The organism is Halomonas organivorans (genome assembly GCF_014192055.1).
Lineage (GTDB): Bacteria > Pseudomonadota > Gammaproteobacteria > Pseudomonadales > Halomonadaceae > Halomonas > Halomonas organivorans.
This window is the reverse complement of record NZ_JACHXM010000026.1, coordinates 35,591-52,977: the sequence shown is the minus strand read 5'-3', so window position 1 is coordinate 52,977 and position 17,387 is coordinate 35,591. Positions and strand designations below refer to the sequence as shown.

At 62.8% G+C, this 17,387-nt stretch carries 16 protein-coding genes and 1 pseudogene; 12 read left to right on the top strand and 5 right to left on the bottom strand.

What is annotated here, in order from left to right:
• From FHR96_RS18075 to FHR96_RS18040, 8 genes are all read left to right on the top strand, one after another.
• Nucleotides 1-351: Hcp family type VI secretion system effector (locus FHR96_RS18075; protein ID WP_183389123.1), on the top strand; the 351-nt coding region annotated here is incomplete at its 5' end.
• Between the two features lie 74 nt (nucleotides 352-425).
• Nucleotides 426-2,618: a type VI secretion system Vgr family protein gene (locus tag FHR96_RS18070; protein WP_183389122.1), complete on the top strand. Its 2,193-nt coding sequence runs from the start codon at nucleotides 426-428 to the stop codon at nucleotides 2,616-2,618.
• A complete protein-coding gene (locus FHR96_RS18065) occupies nucleotides 2,602-3,741 on the top strand; it encodes a DUF2169 family type VI secretion system accessory protein (protein ID WP_183389121.1) in 1,140 nt (379 codons plus the stop codon). The genes FHR96_RS18070 and FHR96_RS18065 overlap by 17 nt, the downstream gene beginning before the upstream one ends.
• Entirely contained in the window at nucleotides 3,738-5,228 is a 1,491-nt protein-coding gene (locus tag FHR96_RS18060; protein ID WP_183389120.1) for an HNH endonuclease, read from the top strand. Before FHR96_RS18065 ends, FHR96_RS18060 begins: the two co-directional genes overlap by 4 nt.
• A 12-nt stretch (nucleotides 5,229-5,240) precedes the next feature.
• Nucleotides 5,241-5,612 (top strand): SMI1/KNR4 family protein, encoded by a 372-nt coding sequence (locus FHR96_RS18055; protein WP_183389119.1) that lies wholly within the window; start codon nucleotides 5,241-5,243, stop codon nucleotides 5,610-5,612.
• Nucleotides 5,613-5,916: 304 nt separating this feature from the next.
• A complete protein-coding gene (locus FHR96_RS18050; RefSeq protein WP_183389118.1) occupies nucleotides 5,917-6,399 on the top strand; it encodes a hypothetical protein in 483 nt (160 codons plus the stop codon).
• 245 nt (nucleotides 6,400-6,644) lie between these two features.
• Nucleotides 6,645-7,226 (top strand): ankyrin repeat domain-containing protein, encoded by a 582-nt coding sequence (locus FHR96_RS18045; protein ID WP_183389117.1) that lies wholly within the window; start codon nucleotides 6,645-6,647, stop codon nucleotides 7,224-7,226.
• Between the two features lie 169 nt (nucleotides 7,227-7,395).
• Nucleotides 7,396-7,650: an immunity protein YezG family protein gene (locus tag FHR96_RS18040; protein ID WP_183389116.1), complete on the top strand. Its 255-nt coding sequence runs from the start codon at nucleotides 7,396-7,398 to the stop codon at nucleotides 7,648-7,650.
• A 92-nt stretch (nucleotides 7,651-7,742) separates the two neighbouring features.
• Here the strand turns inward: FHR96_RS18040 and FHR96_RS18035 are convergent.
• Nucleotides 7,743-7,973, bottom strand: a pseudogene (locus FHR96_RS18035) (IS3 family transposase); the annotation flags it as partial.
• On the opposite strand from FHR96_RS18035, the gene FHR96_RS18030 reads away from it, so the two are divergent.
• The 4 genes from FHR96_RS18030 (at nucleotide 7,947) to FHR96_RS18015 (ending at nucleotide 11,771) form a co-directional block, all read left to right on the top strand.
• On the top strand, nucleotides 7,947-8,972 hold the full coding sequence (locus tag FHR96_RS18030) for a hypothetical protein (RefSeq protein ID WP_183389130.1): 1,026 nt from the start codon (nucleotides 7,947-7,949) through the stop codon (nucleotides 8,970-8,972). The pseudogene FHR96_RS18035 and the gene FHR96_RS18030 overlap by 27 nt on opposite strands.
• A 157-nt stretch (nucleotides 8,973-9,129) precedes the next feature.
• On the top strand, nucleotides 9,130-9,750 hold the full coding sequence (locus tag FHR96_RS18025; RefSeq protein WP_221195876.1) for a PoNe immunity protein domain-containing protein: 621 nt from the start codon (nucleotides 9,130-9,132) through the stop codon (nucleotides 9,748-9,750).
• Entirely contained in the window at nucleotides 9,747-10,559 is an 813-nt protein-coding gene (locus tag FHR96_RS18020; protein WP_183389114.1) for a PoNe immunity protein domain-containing protein, read from the top strand. The genes FHR96_RS18025 and FHR96_RS18020 overlap by 4 nt, the downstream gene beginning before the upstream one ends.
• A 447-nt stretch (nucleotides 10,560-11,006) precedes the next feature.
• Complete coding sequence (locus FHR96_RS18015; protein WP_183389113.1) at nucleotides 11,007-11,771, top strand: PoNe immunity protein domain-containing protein; 765 nt, start codon at nucleotides 11,007-11,009, stop codon at nucleotides 11,769-11,771.
• Nucleotides 11,772-11,873: 102 nt separating this feature from the next.
• Here the strand turns inward: FHR96_RS18015 and FHR96_RS18010 are convergent, their stop codons facing one another.
• From FHR96_RS18010 to FHR96_RS17995, 4 genes are all read right to left on the bottom strand, one after another.
• The gene (locus FHR96_RS18010) at nucleotides 11,874-13,673 is read right to left on the bottom strand and encodes a DHH family phosphoesterase (RefSeq protein ID WP_183389112.1); all 1,800 of its coding nucleotides are present in this window, start codon (nucleotides 13,671-13,673) and stop codon (nucleotides 11,874-11,876) included.
• Nucleotides 13,674-13,792: 119 nt separating this feature from the next.
• On the bottom strand, nucleotides 13,793-15,181 hold the full coding sequence (gene thrC, locus FHR96_RS18005) for a threonine synthase (RefSeq protein ID WP_183389129.1): 1,389 nt from the start codon (nucleotides 15,179-15,181) through the stop codon (nucleotides 13,793-13,795).
• Between the two features lie 75 nt (nucleotides 15,182-15,256).
• Nucleotides 15,257-16,573, bottom strand: a complete 1,317-nt coding sequence (locus FHR96_RS18000) for a homoserine dehydrogenase (protein ID WP_183389128.1) — start codon at nucleotides 16,571-16,573, stop codon at nucleotides 15,257-15,259.
• Between the two features lie 72 nt (nucleotides 16,574-16,645).
• Entirely contained in the window at nucleotides 16,646-17,386 is a 741-nt protein-coding gene (locus FHR96_RS17995) for a DsbC family protein (protein WP_183389111.1), read from the bottom strand.
• Between the last annotated feature and the right edge of the window lies 1 nt (nucleotide 17,387).

Below are 17,387 nucleotides of genomic sequence, written 5' to 3'. Positions count from 1 at the left end.
GGCCAGCCCGCCGGCCAGCGCGCCCACAAGCCGTTCATCTTCACCGTGGCCCTGAACAAGGCCGTGCCGCTGATGTACAACGCCCTGGCCTCCGGCGAGATGCTGCCCAACGTCGAGCTGAAGTGGTATCGCACCTCCGTGGAGGGCAAGCAGGAGCACTTCTTCACCACCTCGCTGACCGACGCCACCATCGTCGACATCAACCTGCGCATGCCCCACGCCCAGGATTCCAACAGCGCTGAGTTCACCCAACTGATGGACGTGTCCCTGGCCTATCGCAAGATCGACTGGGAGCACACCGTCGCCGGCACCTCCGGCTCCGACGACTGGCGCGCCCCGATCGAGGCCTAAGGCCTCCTGAGCCCCACGCCATGTGGGGCTTCGTACCGCACATGGACGTTACTGGTGCCAGGAGATCCACTTTCATGTCCTCTCAACATCGTTGGCAGTTCACGCTGAAGATCGCGAGCCATTCCGACACCGATATCGCGGTCGTCGAGTTCACGCTTCACGAAATGATGTCCACGCCCTTCGAGATCAATATTGCGTTCGCCAGCCGCGACGATGGCCTCGAGCCTGATTCACTGCTCGACCAGTACGCGACGCTCACCATCTGGGAACATGGTGTTCCGCAACGCCGCGTGCATGGTGTCGTGACCGAGTTCGCCCGCGGAGACCGCGGCCATCGTCGCACGCGCTATGACGTGGTGATCCGCCCAGCACTTTGGCGGCTGGCGCTGCGCCAGGATTCACGCATCTTCCAGAAGATCTCGCCTAACACCATCCTGACCCAGTTGTGCGAGGATATGGGCATCACCGATGTCGCCTTCGCCACCCGGCGCCAGCCATCCGAACGCGAGTATTGCGTGCAATACCGGGAAAGCCACCTGGCCTTTTTCGAACGGCTGGCCGCCGAGGAAGGGATCTTCTACTTCCACGAGTTCGAAGACGTGGAGGGCGGCATGCATCGCCTCGTGCTCGCCGACTCCCCGCAGGTTCTGATCAGCCTGGGAGAGCTGCCCTACCACCATCGGGCCGGCGGCACCGCCCCCCATGCGCACGTGCGCAGGCTGCGCCAGGTCGCTCGGCTACGTTCGAATGCCGGCACGCTCAAGGACTACACCTTCAAGAACCCCGCCTACGGCCTGCAGCACGCTCACCAGACCGGCGACGGTGGCCACTATGAGCACTACGACGCCCCGGGGCGTTACAAGGCCGATGCCTCCGGGGCGTCCTTCGCCCGCATCCGCCTCGAGCACCTGCGAGGCGATGCGGCAACGGCCGAAGCCGAAAGCGACATTCCGGCCCTGGCACCCGGCCATCGCTTCACCCTCACTCAGCACGAGACCCGCAGCCTCAATCGCGGCTGGCAAGTCATCGCGGTAACGCATCACGGCCAGCAGCCGCAGTCCCTCGAGGAAGACGCCGCCGACGCCAGCGGCATGACCCGCTATCACAACACCCTGAGCCTGGTGCCCGACGATCGCACCTGGCGGCCTAAACCCAACCCGCGCCCCCGGGTCGACGGCCCGCAAATGGCCTTCGTGGTCGGGCCGCCCGGTGAAGAGATCTATTGCGACGAGCACGGCCGCGTCAAGGTGCGCTTTCCGTGGGACCGCAACGCCCCCGGCGACGAAAAAAGCAGCGCCTGGCTGCGCGTCTCCCAGGGTTGGGCCGGCCCCGGCTACGGCGCCATGGCCATTCCGCGCATCGGCCATGAAGTCATCGTCTCCTTTCTCGAAGGAGACCCCGACCAGCCCATCATCACCGGCCGTACCTACCATGCGGTCAACACGCCGACGGACGCGCTACCCGCCAACAAGACGCGTACCAGCATCCGCACCCAGACCCACAAGGGCGACGGTTTCAACGAACTGCGCTTCGAGGACGAGAAAGACCGGGAACAGGTCTGGCTGCACGCCCAGAAAGACTTCGACCTGCTGACCCTCAACGACCGCACCGAGGACATCAAGCGCGATAACACCCTGCACGTCTATCGCGACCGCACCACCGACATCGACCGCGACGAGACCCACCTCGTCCACCGCCATGAAGTGCACACCGTGGACGGCAACGAAACCCATACCGTGCACCAGAACCGCCGCAAGACGGTCGACGGCAACGAAACCAATACCATCGGCAAGAACCAGTCGACCCAAGTGGGCAAGAACGCCTCCACCCGCATCGGCAAGAACAAGACCGAAACCGTCAACATGGCCTACATGCAAAACGTCGGCATGGGGCGCATGGAGAACGTCGGGCTCGGCTACAGCCTGAATGTGGGGGCGCTGATGAACACTTTCGTCGGGCTCAGCCAGACCAGCCAGGTCGGCCTCAACCACTCCCTCAACGTCGGTCGCAACATCACCCTCGAGGCCGGCAACCAGTTGACCCTGCAGGTCGGCAACAGCCGGTTGGTGCTCACCGAGGACGCGATCTACCTCGACGCCGGCGAGATCCACGTCAAGGCCGGCACCACGGTGCATGTCGACGGCCCCGATGACGTCTTGCTCAACACCGGCACCGCCCAGCCCGCACCGGGTAGCGAAGAGGAAGAAAGCCAACCCGATGCCGGTGGAGGCAGCAACGGAGGCGTCGCCGATGGCTCATGTTTCTAACGCGACGCCCTTTTCCGAGGCGCTTTATCGCAAATGGGGGCCCGGCGGCCATGAATACGAAGTACTGGCGGTCAGGGGGACCTTTCGCTTTACCGGCGACAACCGACCGCTGGCCCTGGCCGAGACCCAGCGCCCTATCCGTTGGCAGGAGACCTACGCAGGGGACCGCGAGGACGACCCCGCCCGCTTCATGGCCGACGATAGCGACCTGGTGATCGGCAAGCCCGCGACGGATGTGCATGTCAGCGGCACGCTGCGCCATCCGCGAAGCATGCCGCGAACCTGCTGGCGGGTGGGTGTTCAAGTGGGCCCCGTCGACAAGCGCCTCAGGGTCTGGGGACGTCGACGCTTCGAGTATGGCCTGCTGGGCTGGAAGCTCTCCGCGGCCGAACCGGTCGATGCCGTGCCACTGGACTATCGGCATGCCTTCGGTGGCTGCTATGCCACCGAACCGCAAGCCGGCCAGGACCCGGCACAGGCCTGCCTTGCCTATCCGGAAAATCCGGCGGGCTGCGGCTGGCTACCGGCCTCTCGCGACTACCGTTGTGCGCCAAAATCCGTGGTGCGCCGTCTCAAGCCCGACCTCTCGACGCGGCGGACGCTGCCCGCGCCCCAGCTCGAGGACCTTGACCAGCCTGTGCGCTCCCCCTTCGATCGCCTGCCACCGGCGGGCTTCGGCCCCATCGCTCGCTGGTGGCAGCCACGCGTCGCCCGCCAGGGCACCCTCGATGACGCCTGGCTCGCCCATCGCTATCCCCAGTGGCCGGACGACTTCGACTATCACTTCTACAACAGCGCCCATCCCGACCTGATTGCACCTGGCTACCTGCGCGGCGATGAGGTCGTGATCCTCAGCAACTGCCTGGCCGGCAGCCAACTCATCGAGGCCGGAAGCTTCAGCCTGTATGGCTATCGCACCCACCTGCCCGGACTCTCCGTCAAGGCGCTCGCCGAACAGCGCAGCGGCGAGCACACCGTCACCGCTCTGGCGCTGGATACCGTCGGCATCGACCTGGATCAACGCGAGATCACCCTGACGTGGCGAGCCCTGTTTCCGCCACAGGATCCCCTGCGCCGGGTGATTGTCTCCGCCTCTGCGCTGCAGGCCCGGAGGCGTGCATGAGCGATGACATCCAATTGAACGATATGTGTGTCACGCCTGACGGGCCATGCGAGACCGATGACGGGCCACCCGAAGCAGACAGCAGCACGCCTCGCGACACCCAGGGCGAGACGCTGAGTGGTGGCAGCCAGCATGCGGCCAACGCCGATGCCCAGTGGCTGGCCATCACCAGCGCGCCCGACTTCTGCCGGGTCGGCAACAGCGTGGTCGGCTTCGACAGCACCGCCACCCTCGACAGCCCGGTGCGCTATTCTCCGGACGTCATCGCGGCCGGGCGCAAACTCTATCGTGTCGGCGACCTGATCTGCGGCGTCCGGGGCGATGCCGGGTCCGGCATCGTCTCCGGCACCTCGCTGGGCAGCGGTCATGTGCTGATCACCGATGGCCAGGATAACGTCAAGGTCAACGGCCTGCCGATGGCACGCCACGACAGCGCCTGCCTGATCAACTGCAACGCCTCGGGCGTCGGCGGTGCTCCGGGCTATCTGACCACGCTGCGCCAGACGGTGCAGAGCGCCCCCGGCCAGGCCGGCGCCGCGAGCGACAGCGAGCCGAGCTGGAACGCCGGCCAGGAAGCCGGCCGAGTCATCAGCGACAAGTGGGAAAGCGCCAAGTCGGCGGCCCGAACCGCCTGGGAGGCGCTGCCCTTCAGCGGCGATGCCGCCACCACCGCGGCAGCGCGGGAACGGGTGGTGCAAGGCGCCGTCGACACCTACCGAGGCCTGGACACCCTCACCGGCCCAAGCCCCCTGGATCTGCTCGACAGCGGCATCGGCCTGGTCACCGGTGACGCCGAGCGCGCCGCACGATACGGTGAGGAGTGGCAGCGCACCGCGGACGCCTACGGCGGCATCAAGGACGCCGTGGTGGACGCCTGGCAAGAGGCCCGCGAGCGCAATGGCACCCTGGGCGCGATCGAGATGAGCGCCACGGTGTTTGCGTTCGAGCTCGTGGGCCCCAAGGGCACCGGCGCGGCCAAATCGGCCGCCGACCTGGCCGAGGCTGCAGGGGATGTTGGTCGGCATGCCCCCAAAAGACCGTCAGACGTTGCAACGGATGATGGGGTTCATATATCTTCTAATGCAGATATAAATCCGGACAAAAAAATCAATGGTCGAAAAATAATAAACTCCGAACCGCCTGAAAAGACTGTAGAAACCGCTGGAGGCATTGTTCAGTTCGACAAAGATGGTTTTCCTGATTTTACCCCCTACTCCCAAAAAACAGTTCGGGTTGAGGGTCTAAATGGAAGCATGGTCAACGATGTCCCCCTTGCCATGGAAAGGGCAGGAATCACATCTTATAATAAGAGCAAGTATGTATGGCACCACCACCAAGATGGCAAGACCATGATGCTGGTCCCAAAAAGCGTCCACTCGGTCAGAAATGGTGGGGTTGCACACACTGGTGGCAGAGCCGTTATCCAACATAACGCAAACAACCCTGACAGCTTGTTAACCTATCCATCACCGGATGAAGTTTTCTGAAAGGATCTTAGAATGAAACAGCCCTCAAACATTACAACCATGGCAAGAAAGATATGGAAAGAGCCACTACACACAGAGCTTTCAAAAAAATATATAGACGTCTCTTTGTACAGAGAGCTAAAAAATAACATACCAGACTCAGCCATCGCCTTGGAAGAGGTATTCCCCATGAGCGAGCTTGAAGAAATATGGGAAAATTTCAAACCCTACTTAGAGCCGCATAAAATATTCCCCCTAATTGGAACCTTAGGCGAAACCGTTATATGCATTGGCTACGGCAAAGAGAATAGAGAAAAAATTTATTATTTCGACTTCGACTTCGGAAAAATTCCATTAAACAACGACAACCTAGATGACTTCATCGAAAAACTAAAAACCAAATAAAAACATGAGATCTTCAACCATGAAACTGAACATCAATACTCTGACAGCAGTCGCCACTGGCTTGGTAAAGCCTCTTTCGCCGTTCCCCTTTCTGCTCAGCCACCAGTAGATACATAGCATCGCTTTTCGAAAATCAAAAAGACGGCGGTTTCAATGACCAAATGCAACACATGACCCATCAGGCCGGTGTTGCCATGACCCATTGCTATCGCCATTTCCCTGCTGCAGGCCGAACCACCATCAGCAAGCGGTGATGGGAGCGGCCTGAGACCAGCTCCGCAGCGGCGATGAGCTGATCGACGTGATGGCGGACATCGATGAAGCCGCCAACCGCGCCCAGGATTTACGCGCCGAAGCCGAACGGCAGGTGCGTTACACTTCCTCATCCGGCCGGTCGACCCGCGCAGCGGGCGAGTTTGCGGCAGAAATGGCGACGCCGTATGGCACCGCTGTGGATATCAAAGATACGGCGCAACTATGGAGCGAGGGGCGCTATCTCGCCGCGTCAGGAATGACCCTGCTAACGGCGGTATCGGTTATCCCGGGCGTCAGGCTTCTACGTAAGGCGGATGACGTCGCGGACGTTGCCCGGAGTACTGATAGGGCAGAAGATGCGGCGGGAAGTGCCAATCGCAGCGGAGCGTCGGATGATGGAGTCAGTGTGTCTAGCTCAGGCCGTGACTTACAGGCCACATTGCCTAGACCATATATTAATGCCGAGACTAAACGTGCGCTTGGTAGTCCGCCAGAGGGGATGAAAAACCCTCACATTCACCATGTGCTTTAGGTAAATGGGCGCAAGGGGCCGCACCGAGCGGCTGTCAGAGAAGGCCAAGACATCCTAAGAAGCCATGGTATTGATCCCCTTCAAGGCGCTGAAAACCTGACATGGGCACCTAATAAAGGGCATACTCGTTCGGCTGCGGAAGCGCTGCTTGAGGACTTAAGGGCTGCTGATAAGGCCGGTTTAGATAGAGAGGACATCTTGGACGTATTGAAAGATCATGGCGAAATTGCTGCAGAGAGGTAGTCATGAAAGATAAAGAAGAAGTCATATTTGTGAGCATTGCTCACGCAATCAAATCTCAAGACCTAGAGAAGTTAGCTTCTTTATTTAGTGAACATCCTGAACAGGTAAACCGTATAATTCCCTTGGGACGACAAACATGGCTGGGGTATGCAGCTTCGCGTGAGAAGCCACGGGTAGTAAAATATCTTATTGATATAGGAGTTGATGTCAATAAGGGCGATGAAAGAGATGGTAGAAAACCCATATGCAACGCAGCATCTAAAGGTAATTACGACATTGTTAAGTGTTTGTTGGATGCAGGAACAGTTTTAGATGTCTCTGCCTCAGTCCGTAACCCGCTGTTCGGCGCCATCACCAGCCGATCTCCGGCCATCACACAGCTCCTTTTAGAAGCGGGCATCGATAGTACAGCGCGCTACAACAGTGACACGATGAAGAATATGGACGCAGTGGCCTTCGCACTTATGTGGGGTGATAAGGAAAGTGCGCGCTTGATTGCTCTAAGAAATGCCAAAGGAGACGAGAAAATGGCAGTGAAAGCTTTAGAGGAAGCGGATAAAATTGCAGAGGAAAATGCAAGATAAGGAAATAGACCGGATGCTTTTGTTGCATCCTACAGCATTGAAGGCAAGAGACCTCGAAAATTTCGATTTAAGAATCAACAGGGTGGTTAAATGAGCACTGAGTTACAGAAAAAAATTGTACAAGAGATTGCAAGAAGCGCCCCCCGTATGGGATAAGCTAACTGTTAACATGGAAATTGATGACATTGATGGCGAAATAGTCAGCAGTGAAGAAAGCGATCTTTGGGTTAATGGAGAATCTAAAGAGCTTGATCTTACATTTGAAGCCTCTGAGTATTTTGAAAAGCTTCGTGAGATCATGACTCAGAACGATAGGGAAAACCGTGCTTGGACGATCTGTGATCTTGAAATCCAGAATAATGGTCAATTCAAATTTACGTTCTCATATGATGAACCGCCTAGACTGGCTACTTTGAAGGAGTGACAAAGAGAGCACTTAAAATGCTGTGTCAGCTAGCTCACAGGTTGTACAGTGATGGTTATCACCTGACACATGCCCCTGTGGGTTCTCTATAGTTAAGCAGTGTTTTCTGTCGTTTTCCTGGGCTCCTTTTTCGTCGCCTTGGGGAGTCCCTTCTTGAAGACGGCATAGGGCGTCGCCCCCTTCATGTTGCGGCCCTGATGCGGCCGTTTCGTGTTGTAGATGACCAGATAATCGTCCAGGTCCTGCTGCATCTCTTCCAGGGCCTCGTACCACTTGGTGCGCCCCTGGATGCGGAAGTGCTCGTCCAGCAGGGTGCGGTGCAGAGCGCCCCCGGCCAGGCCGGCGCCGCGAGCGACAGCGAGCCGAGCTGGAACGCCGGCCAGGAAGCCGGCCGAGTCATCAGCGACAAGTGGGAAAGCGCCAAGTCGGCGGCCCGAACCGCCTGGGAGGCGCTGCCCTTCAGCGGCGATGCCGCCACCACCGCGGCAGCGCGGGAACGGGTGGTGCAAGGCGCCGTCGACACCTACCGAGGCCTGGACACCCTCACCGGCCCAAGCCCCCTGGATCTGCTCGACAGCGGCATCGGCCTGGTCACCGGTGACGCCGAGCGCGCCGCACGATACGGTGAGGAGTGGCAGCGCACCGCGGACGCCTACGGCGGCATCAAGGACGCCGTGGTGGACGCCTGGCAAGAGGCCCGCGAGCGCAATGGCACCCTGGGCGCGATCGAGATGAGCGCCACGGTGTTTGCGTTCGAGCTCGTGGGCCCCAAGGGCACCGGCGCGGCCAAATCGGCCGCCGACCTGGCCGAGGCCGCGGGGGATGTCTCGCGACGCACGCCGGACACCCCCTCACGGGCCCCCGAGGGCGATGGCGTTCATATCTCGAGAAACGCCACCAACCATCAGAAGGGCGCCTTTGGCGAAGCACGGGCCCATGAGGTGATGACGAGAAACGGTATGGAGCCGATAGGCCGTACCGACGGCGTCTACCAGCCAGGTCAAACGGGCATTGATGGCCTCTATCGCAACCCTCCGCACAGGCGGCCGCCGGACTTCGTGGTCACCGAGGCCAAGTTCGGTCGGGGTCGCCTGGGTAAACTGGCCGATGGCACCAAGCAGATGGATAATTTCTGGGTGGAAGAAAGGCTTGCTGATGCCGTGGATCCCGACGCCAACCCCGTACTTGCCGATGAGGTCGATAGAGCCTGGAGAGCGGGCCGTATCGATAAATACCTGGTGCGCGTCAAGCATGACGGCAGCACCACCGTCAAACAGTTGAACGATAAGGCCCATATCATCGGCAATGTGCCGGGATTTTAACCGTCAAGGAGTCAATACCATGCTACGCGCGACTAGTCGCAGAAAAGAGGAACTCGACGAGTATCTTCGTTTTTACACGGAGGTTGTATTCCGGGACAAAGCCGAGCTCACCGAGCCTGCTGCTCTGCCTCCCGAAGGAAAGGTCAAGGGCGCCTCCATGTTGTTCAGCAAGGTCATCAACCTCATGGTCGCCCGCTACTCCCGTGGCGACGACCTGGCCAGTCTTCGCGACGGCCTGCCAGACCTGCTCGAGCAGCGCGAAGCGCTATTGCACTACCTCGATGCCCTGCCCGAGGAGAACCAGGAGTATCGCATCCAGTATGAGCGTTTAAGTCAGTCAAGGTATATTCATTATTGCCGCTGGCTGACCTTCGCCGCCTGCCTCGGCGCCGATCAGGCGCATATCGATCGCGCCCTGGCACTGATTGACAACGCCGGCGTCGATGCGCTGTTCGATCGCATCGCCATCGCCCTGGGCGATCGTGAGCGTCCGGTGGCCGACGGCCTGCTGTATCCCAAACCCTATGCGCCACTTTTTGAGGCTCTGGATGCCTCCCCGGCCCAGCAGGGCCAGTTGATCAAGACCTTCCTCGATGGCTATGCCAAGACCGTCAAAAGCTGGGGCATCGGCATCATGAGCAAGGGCACGGGGCCCTATCATCCCGGCGACTGGTGCTTCGAAGCAGCGCTGGTGGTCAAGCTGTTCGACATCGACGATAGCGATTTCCGCGACCATCCCCTCTATCCCGCCGCCCTGGTGCATGGAGACCCTGCATGAGTGCCGATGCTTTGATGCGCGACACCCGCAAGTCGCCCGCCTACTTCACCGCCTTGCTGAGCGAACTCGAGGTCGGCCTGCAAGGCGAGCCCACCGATCCGGTCAACCGCCTGCCCGATGACCGGGTGCGAAGCGCCTGGCAGCTCTTCGAGGGCAGCCTGTATGGCCTCATCGCCCGCTACTCCCAGGGCGATGCTTTGGAAAGCCTGCCCCCTCTTCTGGATGAGGTGCTCAGACGCCGCGAACAGTTGGCCGAGTACGGCGATAAGCTCCCGGAACGCCAGCAGGTCATGCGACGCTCGCTGGAGCAGTTCGACAGCCGCTTCGAGACCTTCGACACCTACCTGTATCACCTGTGGTGGTGGTCGCTAGCCGTCTGCCTGGATGTCAACGAGGATTACCGTCGGCGCATGCTGGCCGTGACCGGCAACGTCGGTCAGGACGCGCTGTTCGATCGGCTGGCCCAGGCGCTGGGCGATCGCGACCGCCCGCAGGCGGATCGCCTGAACTATCCCCACCTTCATGCGCCACTGCTCGAAGCGATCGAGGCGCCCGCCACGCTGCGCCCCCACGTCCTCAAGCGCTTCCTCGATGGTTGGTATGCCGGATGTGAAGCCGCCGCCTGGTACGACAACCACCTCAAGGAGGATGACGAGTTCGAGCTGACGGATTTCTACGTGGGCTACTGGTGCTTTGAAGCCGCGCTGGTCGTCGCACTCTACGACGTGGACGACACCGAACTGTGCCATCACCCCTGCTACCCGGCCGATCTGGCGGCGCAATATCGGGCATCGACCACCAGGCGTTGATCCGCCGGGAGCGGCCATATCGCCGGCCCAACGGCCGGCGATGCCCCCTGTCGCTCTTCTCCCCTCAGAATGGGGGAGCATGCCTCGTAACGCGGCATAAAACCGGTAGCGGTAAAAACCGGCATCAACGGCCTTTATCGCCGCCCAGGCCCGCCGCCAGACTTCGTGGTCACCGAGGCCAAGTTCGGTCGGGCTCGCCTGGGTAAACTGGCCGATGGCACCAAACAGATGAGTGATGACTGGGTCGAACGAAATATCGAAAAGGCAGTGGATCGCAGAGCCAACCCAGCCCTGTACGACGAGCTTATGGAGTCTTGGGAAACAGGGCGTGTCGACAAGTATCTGGTACGGCTGAAGCATGACGGCAGCACCCGGGTAAGGCAGCTCGATGGCCGGTCCCGAATCATCGGCACCCCAAAGGGATGTTAATCGCAAGGAGTCAGTACCATGCTACGCGCGACTACTCGTCAAAAAGCCGAACTGGATGAATACATCCGCTTCTGGTCTGAAGCCGTCGCCGAAGACGAAGAGGAGGTTTCTCAACCGCAGGGGCTGCCTCCCGAAGGAAAGGTTAAGGGTGCATCGATGCTGTTTACAGACAAGCTCAACATCATGGTCGCCCGCTACTCCCGTGGCGACGATCTGGCCAGTCTTCGCGACGACCTGCGCGACCTGCTTGAGCAGCGCGAAGCGCTACTGCACTACCTCGATGCCCTGCCCGAGGAAAATCAGGAGTACCGAGTTCAGTACGAAAACTTGAGTGATCACCGCTATATCCATTATCTCCGCTGGCTGGCCTTCGCCGCCTGCCTCGGCGCCGATCAGGCGCATATCGACCGCGCCCTGGCACTGATCGATAACGCCGGCGTCGATGCGCTGTTCGATCGCATCGCCATCGCCCTGGGCGATCATGAACGTCCGGTGGCCGACGGCCTGCTGTATCCCAAACCTTATGCGCCACTTTTTGAGGCGTTGGATGCAGCCCCCGTTCAGCAGGGCAAGCTGATCACAAAATTCCTCGATGGTTATGCCAAGACTATTTATAAATGGGGCCTAGGGTTCATGACGATGCCCGATGATGATGGTCCCTATCATCCCGGCGACTGGTGCTTCGAAGCCGCCCTGGTGGTCAAGCTGTTCGACATCGACGATAGCGCCTTCCGCGATCATCCCCTCTATCCCGCCGCCCTGGTGCATGGAGATCCTGCATGAGTGCCGATGCTTTGATGCGCGACACCCGCAAGTCGCCCGCCTACGTCACTGCCGTCGGCGAGCGTTCACTGCCGTCTTGGCGCCGGGGGCTAACGCCGTCCCTCACGTCGGCGCGGCGTGCTCGACCATCAGCTGCAGCGATTCGCGGCCGCGCCAGCGGTTGCGGTTGAGCTTGTAGGCGCAGTGAAGCCGGTCGCCGACCCCGAAGGCCGGTACTTCTCCCGGGGTCAGCGCCCGGAACCAGATCGCCCTGGTCGCCACCGGGCCGGCCGAGAGCTCCATCATCAGGTGATTGCCCTCGGCGCCCACCGGGCGCAGCGATTCCACCAGAAACGCCCCTTCGAACAGCGGCGGGTCGAACTCGCGGCCGTAGGGCCCGAGCGCCTCCAGCTCGTCGAGGGTGGCGAGGCTCATCTGAGCCGGTTCCAGTTCGCCGTCGGTGAAGATCCTGGGGAACAGCTCGGTGTCGCCGAGCTGCTCGCCTACCGCCTGCAGGAAGGCGGTGCGGAAGGCCTCGAGCGCTTCTACCGGTACGCCGACGCCGGCGGCGCCGCGATGGCCGCCGAAGCGCGGCAGCGCCTCGGGGGCGAGTTCGAAGGTGCGCTGCAGAGCATCGCGCAGGTGCAGCGCCTCGATGGAGCGCCCCGAGCCGGTCAGCATGCCGGCCTGGGCAGCCGGGGTCAGCACCAGGGTCGGCCGGCCGAAGGCCTGCACCAGCCTCGAGGCGACGATGCCCTGCACGCCGGGATGGCCGTCCTCGAGGTAGACCACCAGCGCCGGCGCGTTATCGGCGAGCTGCAGCCGGGCCAGCGCCCTCGCCTGCTCGGCCATGTCTGCCTCGATCGCCTTGCGCGACTGGTTGTCCTGATCAAGCGTCTCCAGGTGCCGCGCCGCCGTGGCATCGTCCGTCGCGAGCATGAAATGCAGTGCGGCGTAGGGATCGTCCAGCCGCGAGCGGGCGTTGATCCGCGGGCCCATCTGGAAGGCCAGGGTCTCGGCGTCGAAGGGCACGCTGTCGGCGCCCAGCCGCTCGGCCATGGTCCGCCAGCAGGCCGCCTCCATTCGATTGATCAGCGCCAGGCCTTGGGTGACCACGGCGCGGTTGGCCGCGCTACCGCCGAGCGACACGCAGTCGGCCACGGTGCCCAGCGCCACGTAGGAGAGCCAGGGCGACAGCTTGGGCGTGGCGGCCGACAGCACGCCCCACTCGATCAGCACCGAACGGGCCAGCGACATGGTCAGCCAGGCGACCATGCAGCCGGCGATGGTCGGGTCCGGGTAATCGCAGTCGTCGCGGGTCGGGTTGACGGTGGCGAAGGCCGAGGCCGGCGGGCCTTCCACCGGCAGCGCGTGGTGGTCGCTGACCACCACGTCGATGCCGGCGGCCTTGAGCCGGGCGATGCGCGGCTCATCGGAGCTGCCGCAGTCGGCGGTGATCACCAGGCTCGGCCGCGGCGAGAGTTTCAGGGTGCGCTCCACCAGCGGCAGGCTGATGCCGTAGCCGTCGTGGATGCGGTGACCGATCAGGCTATGCAGCCTGGCCTCGGGCACGCCGAACAGCTCGTTCAGGGTGCGGCGGATCACCACGTGGGAGGTGATGCCGTCGACGTCGTAGTCGGTGAGGATGCCGATATGCTCGCCCTCGACCACCGCCTGAGCGATGCGCTCGGCGGCCGGGCGCGCGTCCTTGAGGCGCTCGGGATGCGCCAGGTGGCGCAGGCTGGGCGACACCAGCGGGGCGAGCTCGCCAGTATGACCGGGCAGGCGCCCGGCCAGCACTCGGGCCTGCAGCGGCGTCAGCCCTTCGGCCAGGGCGCGGGCCTCCAGGGCCTCGTCGCGGGGACGCGGCAGGATGCGGGGCGTCAGCGATGCGTCGGATACGGGCGTCTGGGTAGCGTCCACGGAAACTCCTGGAGGTGACGGCAAGACGCCCGGCGAACCGGGCGTCATGGGTGCAACGGCGATGGCGGGGAGCCGCCGGGGACGGACGCCCCCGGATCGGCTTCCGCATCGGGACCGACTTAGCGCCGGTTCTCAGCCACGAACCGCTGCACGGCGGCGAGCTCGGCCGGCAGCACGCTGTAGCGCTCCTCGCGCTCCAGCAGGTCGTCCATGTGCGGCGGCAGCGGCACGCCCGGGAAACCGGCCTTGACCACCGCCTCGGCGAACTTGGCCGGATGCGCGGTGGCCAGGGTGACCATCGGCACGCTCTCGTCGCCGCGCTCGCGCTCGGCGGCGCGATAGCCGGTGGCGGTGTGCGGGTCGAGGATCTCCTGGGTGCGGTGATGCGCCTCGCGAATCACCTCCAGGATGGTGGCGTCGTCGATGCTGTGGCTGGCGAACATCTCGCGCAGCCGCGCCAGCGGCGCATCGGCCAGCGCCGAGGGCTCGTCCTGGAAGCGCTCGAGCAGCGCGGCCACGGCGTCGCCGTCACGCTGGTAGGCTTCGAACAGCAGGCGCTCGAAGTTGGACGACACCACGATGTCCATGGACGGCGCCAGGGTCGCGACCAGCTCCTTCTTGGAGAAGTCGTTGTCGGCCAGGGTGCGGTGCAGAATATCGTTGGCGTTGGTGGCGATCACGAAGCGCTCGACCGGCAGGCCCATGCGGTAGGCCATGTAGCCGGCGAAGACGTTACCGAAGTTGGCCGACGGCACGCAGAAGCTCACCTTGCGGTGCGGCGCGCCGAGCGCCACGGCGGAGGCCACGTAGTAGACGATCTGGGCCATGATGCGCGCCCAGTTGATCGAGTTCACCGCCACCAGCCGGGTGCCGTGCAGGAAATCCTGGTTGGCGAAGCTGGCCTTGACCATGGCCTGGGCGTCGTCGAAGTTGCCCTCGATGGCGACGTTGAAGACGTTGTCCGCCAGTACGGTGGTCATCTGGCGACGCTGGACCTCGGACACCCGCTGGTGCGGGTGCAGGATGAAGATGTCCAGGTTGTCGCAGTGGCGGCAGCCCTCGATGGCAGCCGAGCCGGTGTCCCCGGAGGTGGCGCCCATGATCACCGCGCGCTCGCCGCGCTTCTTGAGGAAGTGGTCGAGCAGCCGGCCAAGCAGTTGCAGGGCCACGTCCTTGAACGCCAGCGTCGGGCCGTGGAACAGCTCGAGCAGGAAGTGGTTGGCGTCGAGCTGGTTCAGCGGCACCACGGCGTCGTGGCTGAAGGTCGCGTAGGCGTCGCGGACGATCTCGCGGAAGGTGTCGTCGTCGATCTCGCCGCCCACGTAGGGCTGCATCACCCGGAAGGCGATCTCGGCGTAGGAACAGCCGGCCATGTCGGCGAGCTGCTCGTGGCTGAGCTGGGGAACGGCCTCGGGCACGTAGAGGCCACCGTCGCTGGCCATGCCGGTGAGAACGACCTCCTCGAAGGACAGCGCGGGCGCCTGCCCGCGGGTACTGATATAGCGCATCATTCCACTCCGTGGGACTCGAGCTACGGGCTACGGGCACGTCACTGCCCGCTGCCCGAGGCTCGCGGCCGATGGTTATTGGTTCTCGTCCAGCGACTCGACGCGAATGCGAGTGACGGAGCCGGCGATGTCGGCCATGGATTCGATCTTGCGGATCGCCTCGTTCATCTGCTTTTCGCGAGTGCGATGGGTCATCAGGATGATCGGCACCAGTTCGCCCTCGGTGGCCTCCTTCTGGATCAGCGCCTCGATGGAGATGCCTTCCTCGGAGAGGATGGTGGCGACACGGGCCAGCACGCCGGGGCGGTCCACCGCCAGCAGGCGCAGATAGTAGGCCGTGCTGATCTCTTCCATGGCCAGGATCGGCGGCTGGTCGGCGTTCTCGCCGATGCCGCTGAAGGCCAGGTAGGGCACCCGGTAGTGGTGATCGGTGGTGATGTCGCGGGCGACGTCGAGCACGTCGGCCACCACCGCCGAGGCGGTCGGCTCGGCGCCGGCGCCGGCGCCGTAGTAGAGGGTCGGGCCCACGGCATCACCCATCACGGCGATGGCGTTCTTGACGCCATGCACATTGGCCAGCAGCCGCTCCTTGGGAATCAGCGTCGGGTGAACGCGCAGCTCCAGGCCGTCATCGGTGCGCTTGGAGATGCCCAGGTGCTTGATGATGTAACCCAGGTTATCGGCCTGCTCGACGTCCTCGGCGGTGACCCGGGAGATGCCCTCGGTGTAGGCCTTCTCGAACTGCAGCGGCACCCCGTAGGCGATGGAGGCCAGGATGGTCAGCTTGTGGGCGGCATCGATGCCTTCCACGTCGAAGGTCGGATCGGCCTCGGCATAGCCCAGCGCCTGGGCCTCGGCGAGCACGTCCTCGAAGGCACGGCCCTCGTCGCGCATGTGGGTGAGGATGAAGTTGCCGGTGCCGTTGATGATGCCGGCCAGCCACTCGATGCGATTGGCCCCCAGGCCCTCGCGCAGCGACTTGATCACCGGGATGCCGCCTGCCACCGCGGCCTCGAAGGCCACGATCACGCCCTTCTCATGGGCGGCCTGGAAGATCTCGTTGCCATGCACCGCGATCAGCGCCTTGTTGGCGGTGACCACGTGCTTGCCGTTTTCGATGGCGGTCAGCACCAGCTCCCGAGCCACGTCATAGCCGCCGATCAGCTCGACGACGACGTCGATGTCGGGGTTGGCGGCCACTTCGAAGACGTCCTGGGTGCTCTTGATACCGGTGACGTCACACTCGGGGTTGGGGGTTCGGTAGGCCACCTGCTCGATGACGATGGGACGCCCCGCCCGACGTGCGATCTCGTCGGCGTTGCGCGTCAGTACGTTGAAGGTCCCGCCCCCGACGGTGCCCAGGCCACAGATTCCCACTCTCACCGGTTTCAATGTCATTCCCCTCGTTACTGGCGTGTGTCACAGCGATGTCGGCCCCAAGGGCCCCCGCACTCGATGGCGCGGCTATTGATCGTTCAGACCCAACATGGCCGCCAGGCGCTCCGCCGGCACGTAGCCGGGCACCAGGCGCCCATCGGGCAGGACGATGGCCGGCGTGCCCTGCACGCCGAGTTCCATGCCCAGATGATACTGTGCCTCGACCGGATTGTCGCAGGTCGTGTCACCCTCGAGCGCCCCGTCGCGCTTGGCCGTCGACATGGCCTCGCTCGGATTGTCCGAGCACCATACTTGCTGCAGTTCCCGAGCGCCCGGCGAGTTCATGCCACCGCGCGGAAAGGCCAGGTAATCCACTTCGATCCCCATGGCATTGAGGCGCGGCACTTCCTCATGCAGGCGACGGCAATAGGGGCAAGTCGTGTCGGTGAACACCGTGACCCGTGCCCGGGGCTCGTCGGTGCCGCGAAACACGACCCGCTCGTCGTCGGGAATCGCGGCAATCCTGGCAGCACGTTCGGTATTCTGTGCCTGCTCGGTCAGGTTGACCAGGCCGCCCTGGGCATTTTCGTAGAGGTCCCCGACCAGGAAATAGTCGCCCTGCGCATCGGTGTAGAAGCGCTCGCCGGTCTCCAGCCGCACCTCGTAGAAACCTGCCAGCGGCGTTGGCTCGATGCGCTTCACCGGCATGGACTGGCCATCGACCTCCAGGTGCTCGGTCAGCCGCTCGATGACCGGGTCCTGGGCCATGGCGGGGAGGGACAGGGCGGTGAGAGCTCCGGCGACAAGGGCACGTGTGATTCGTCTCATG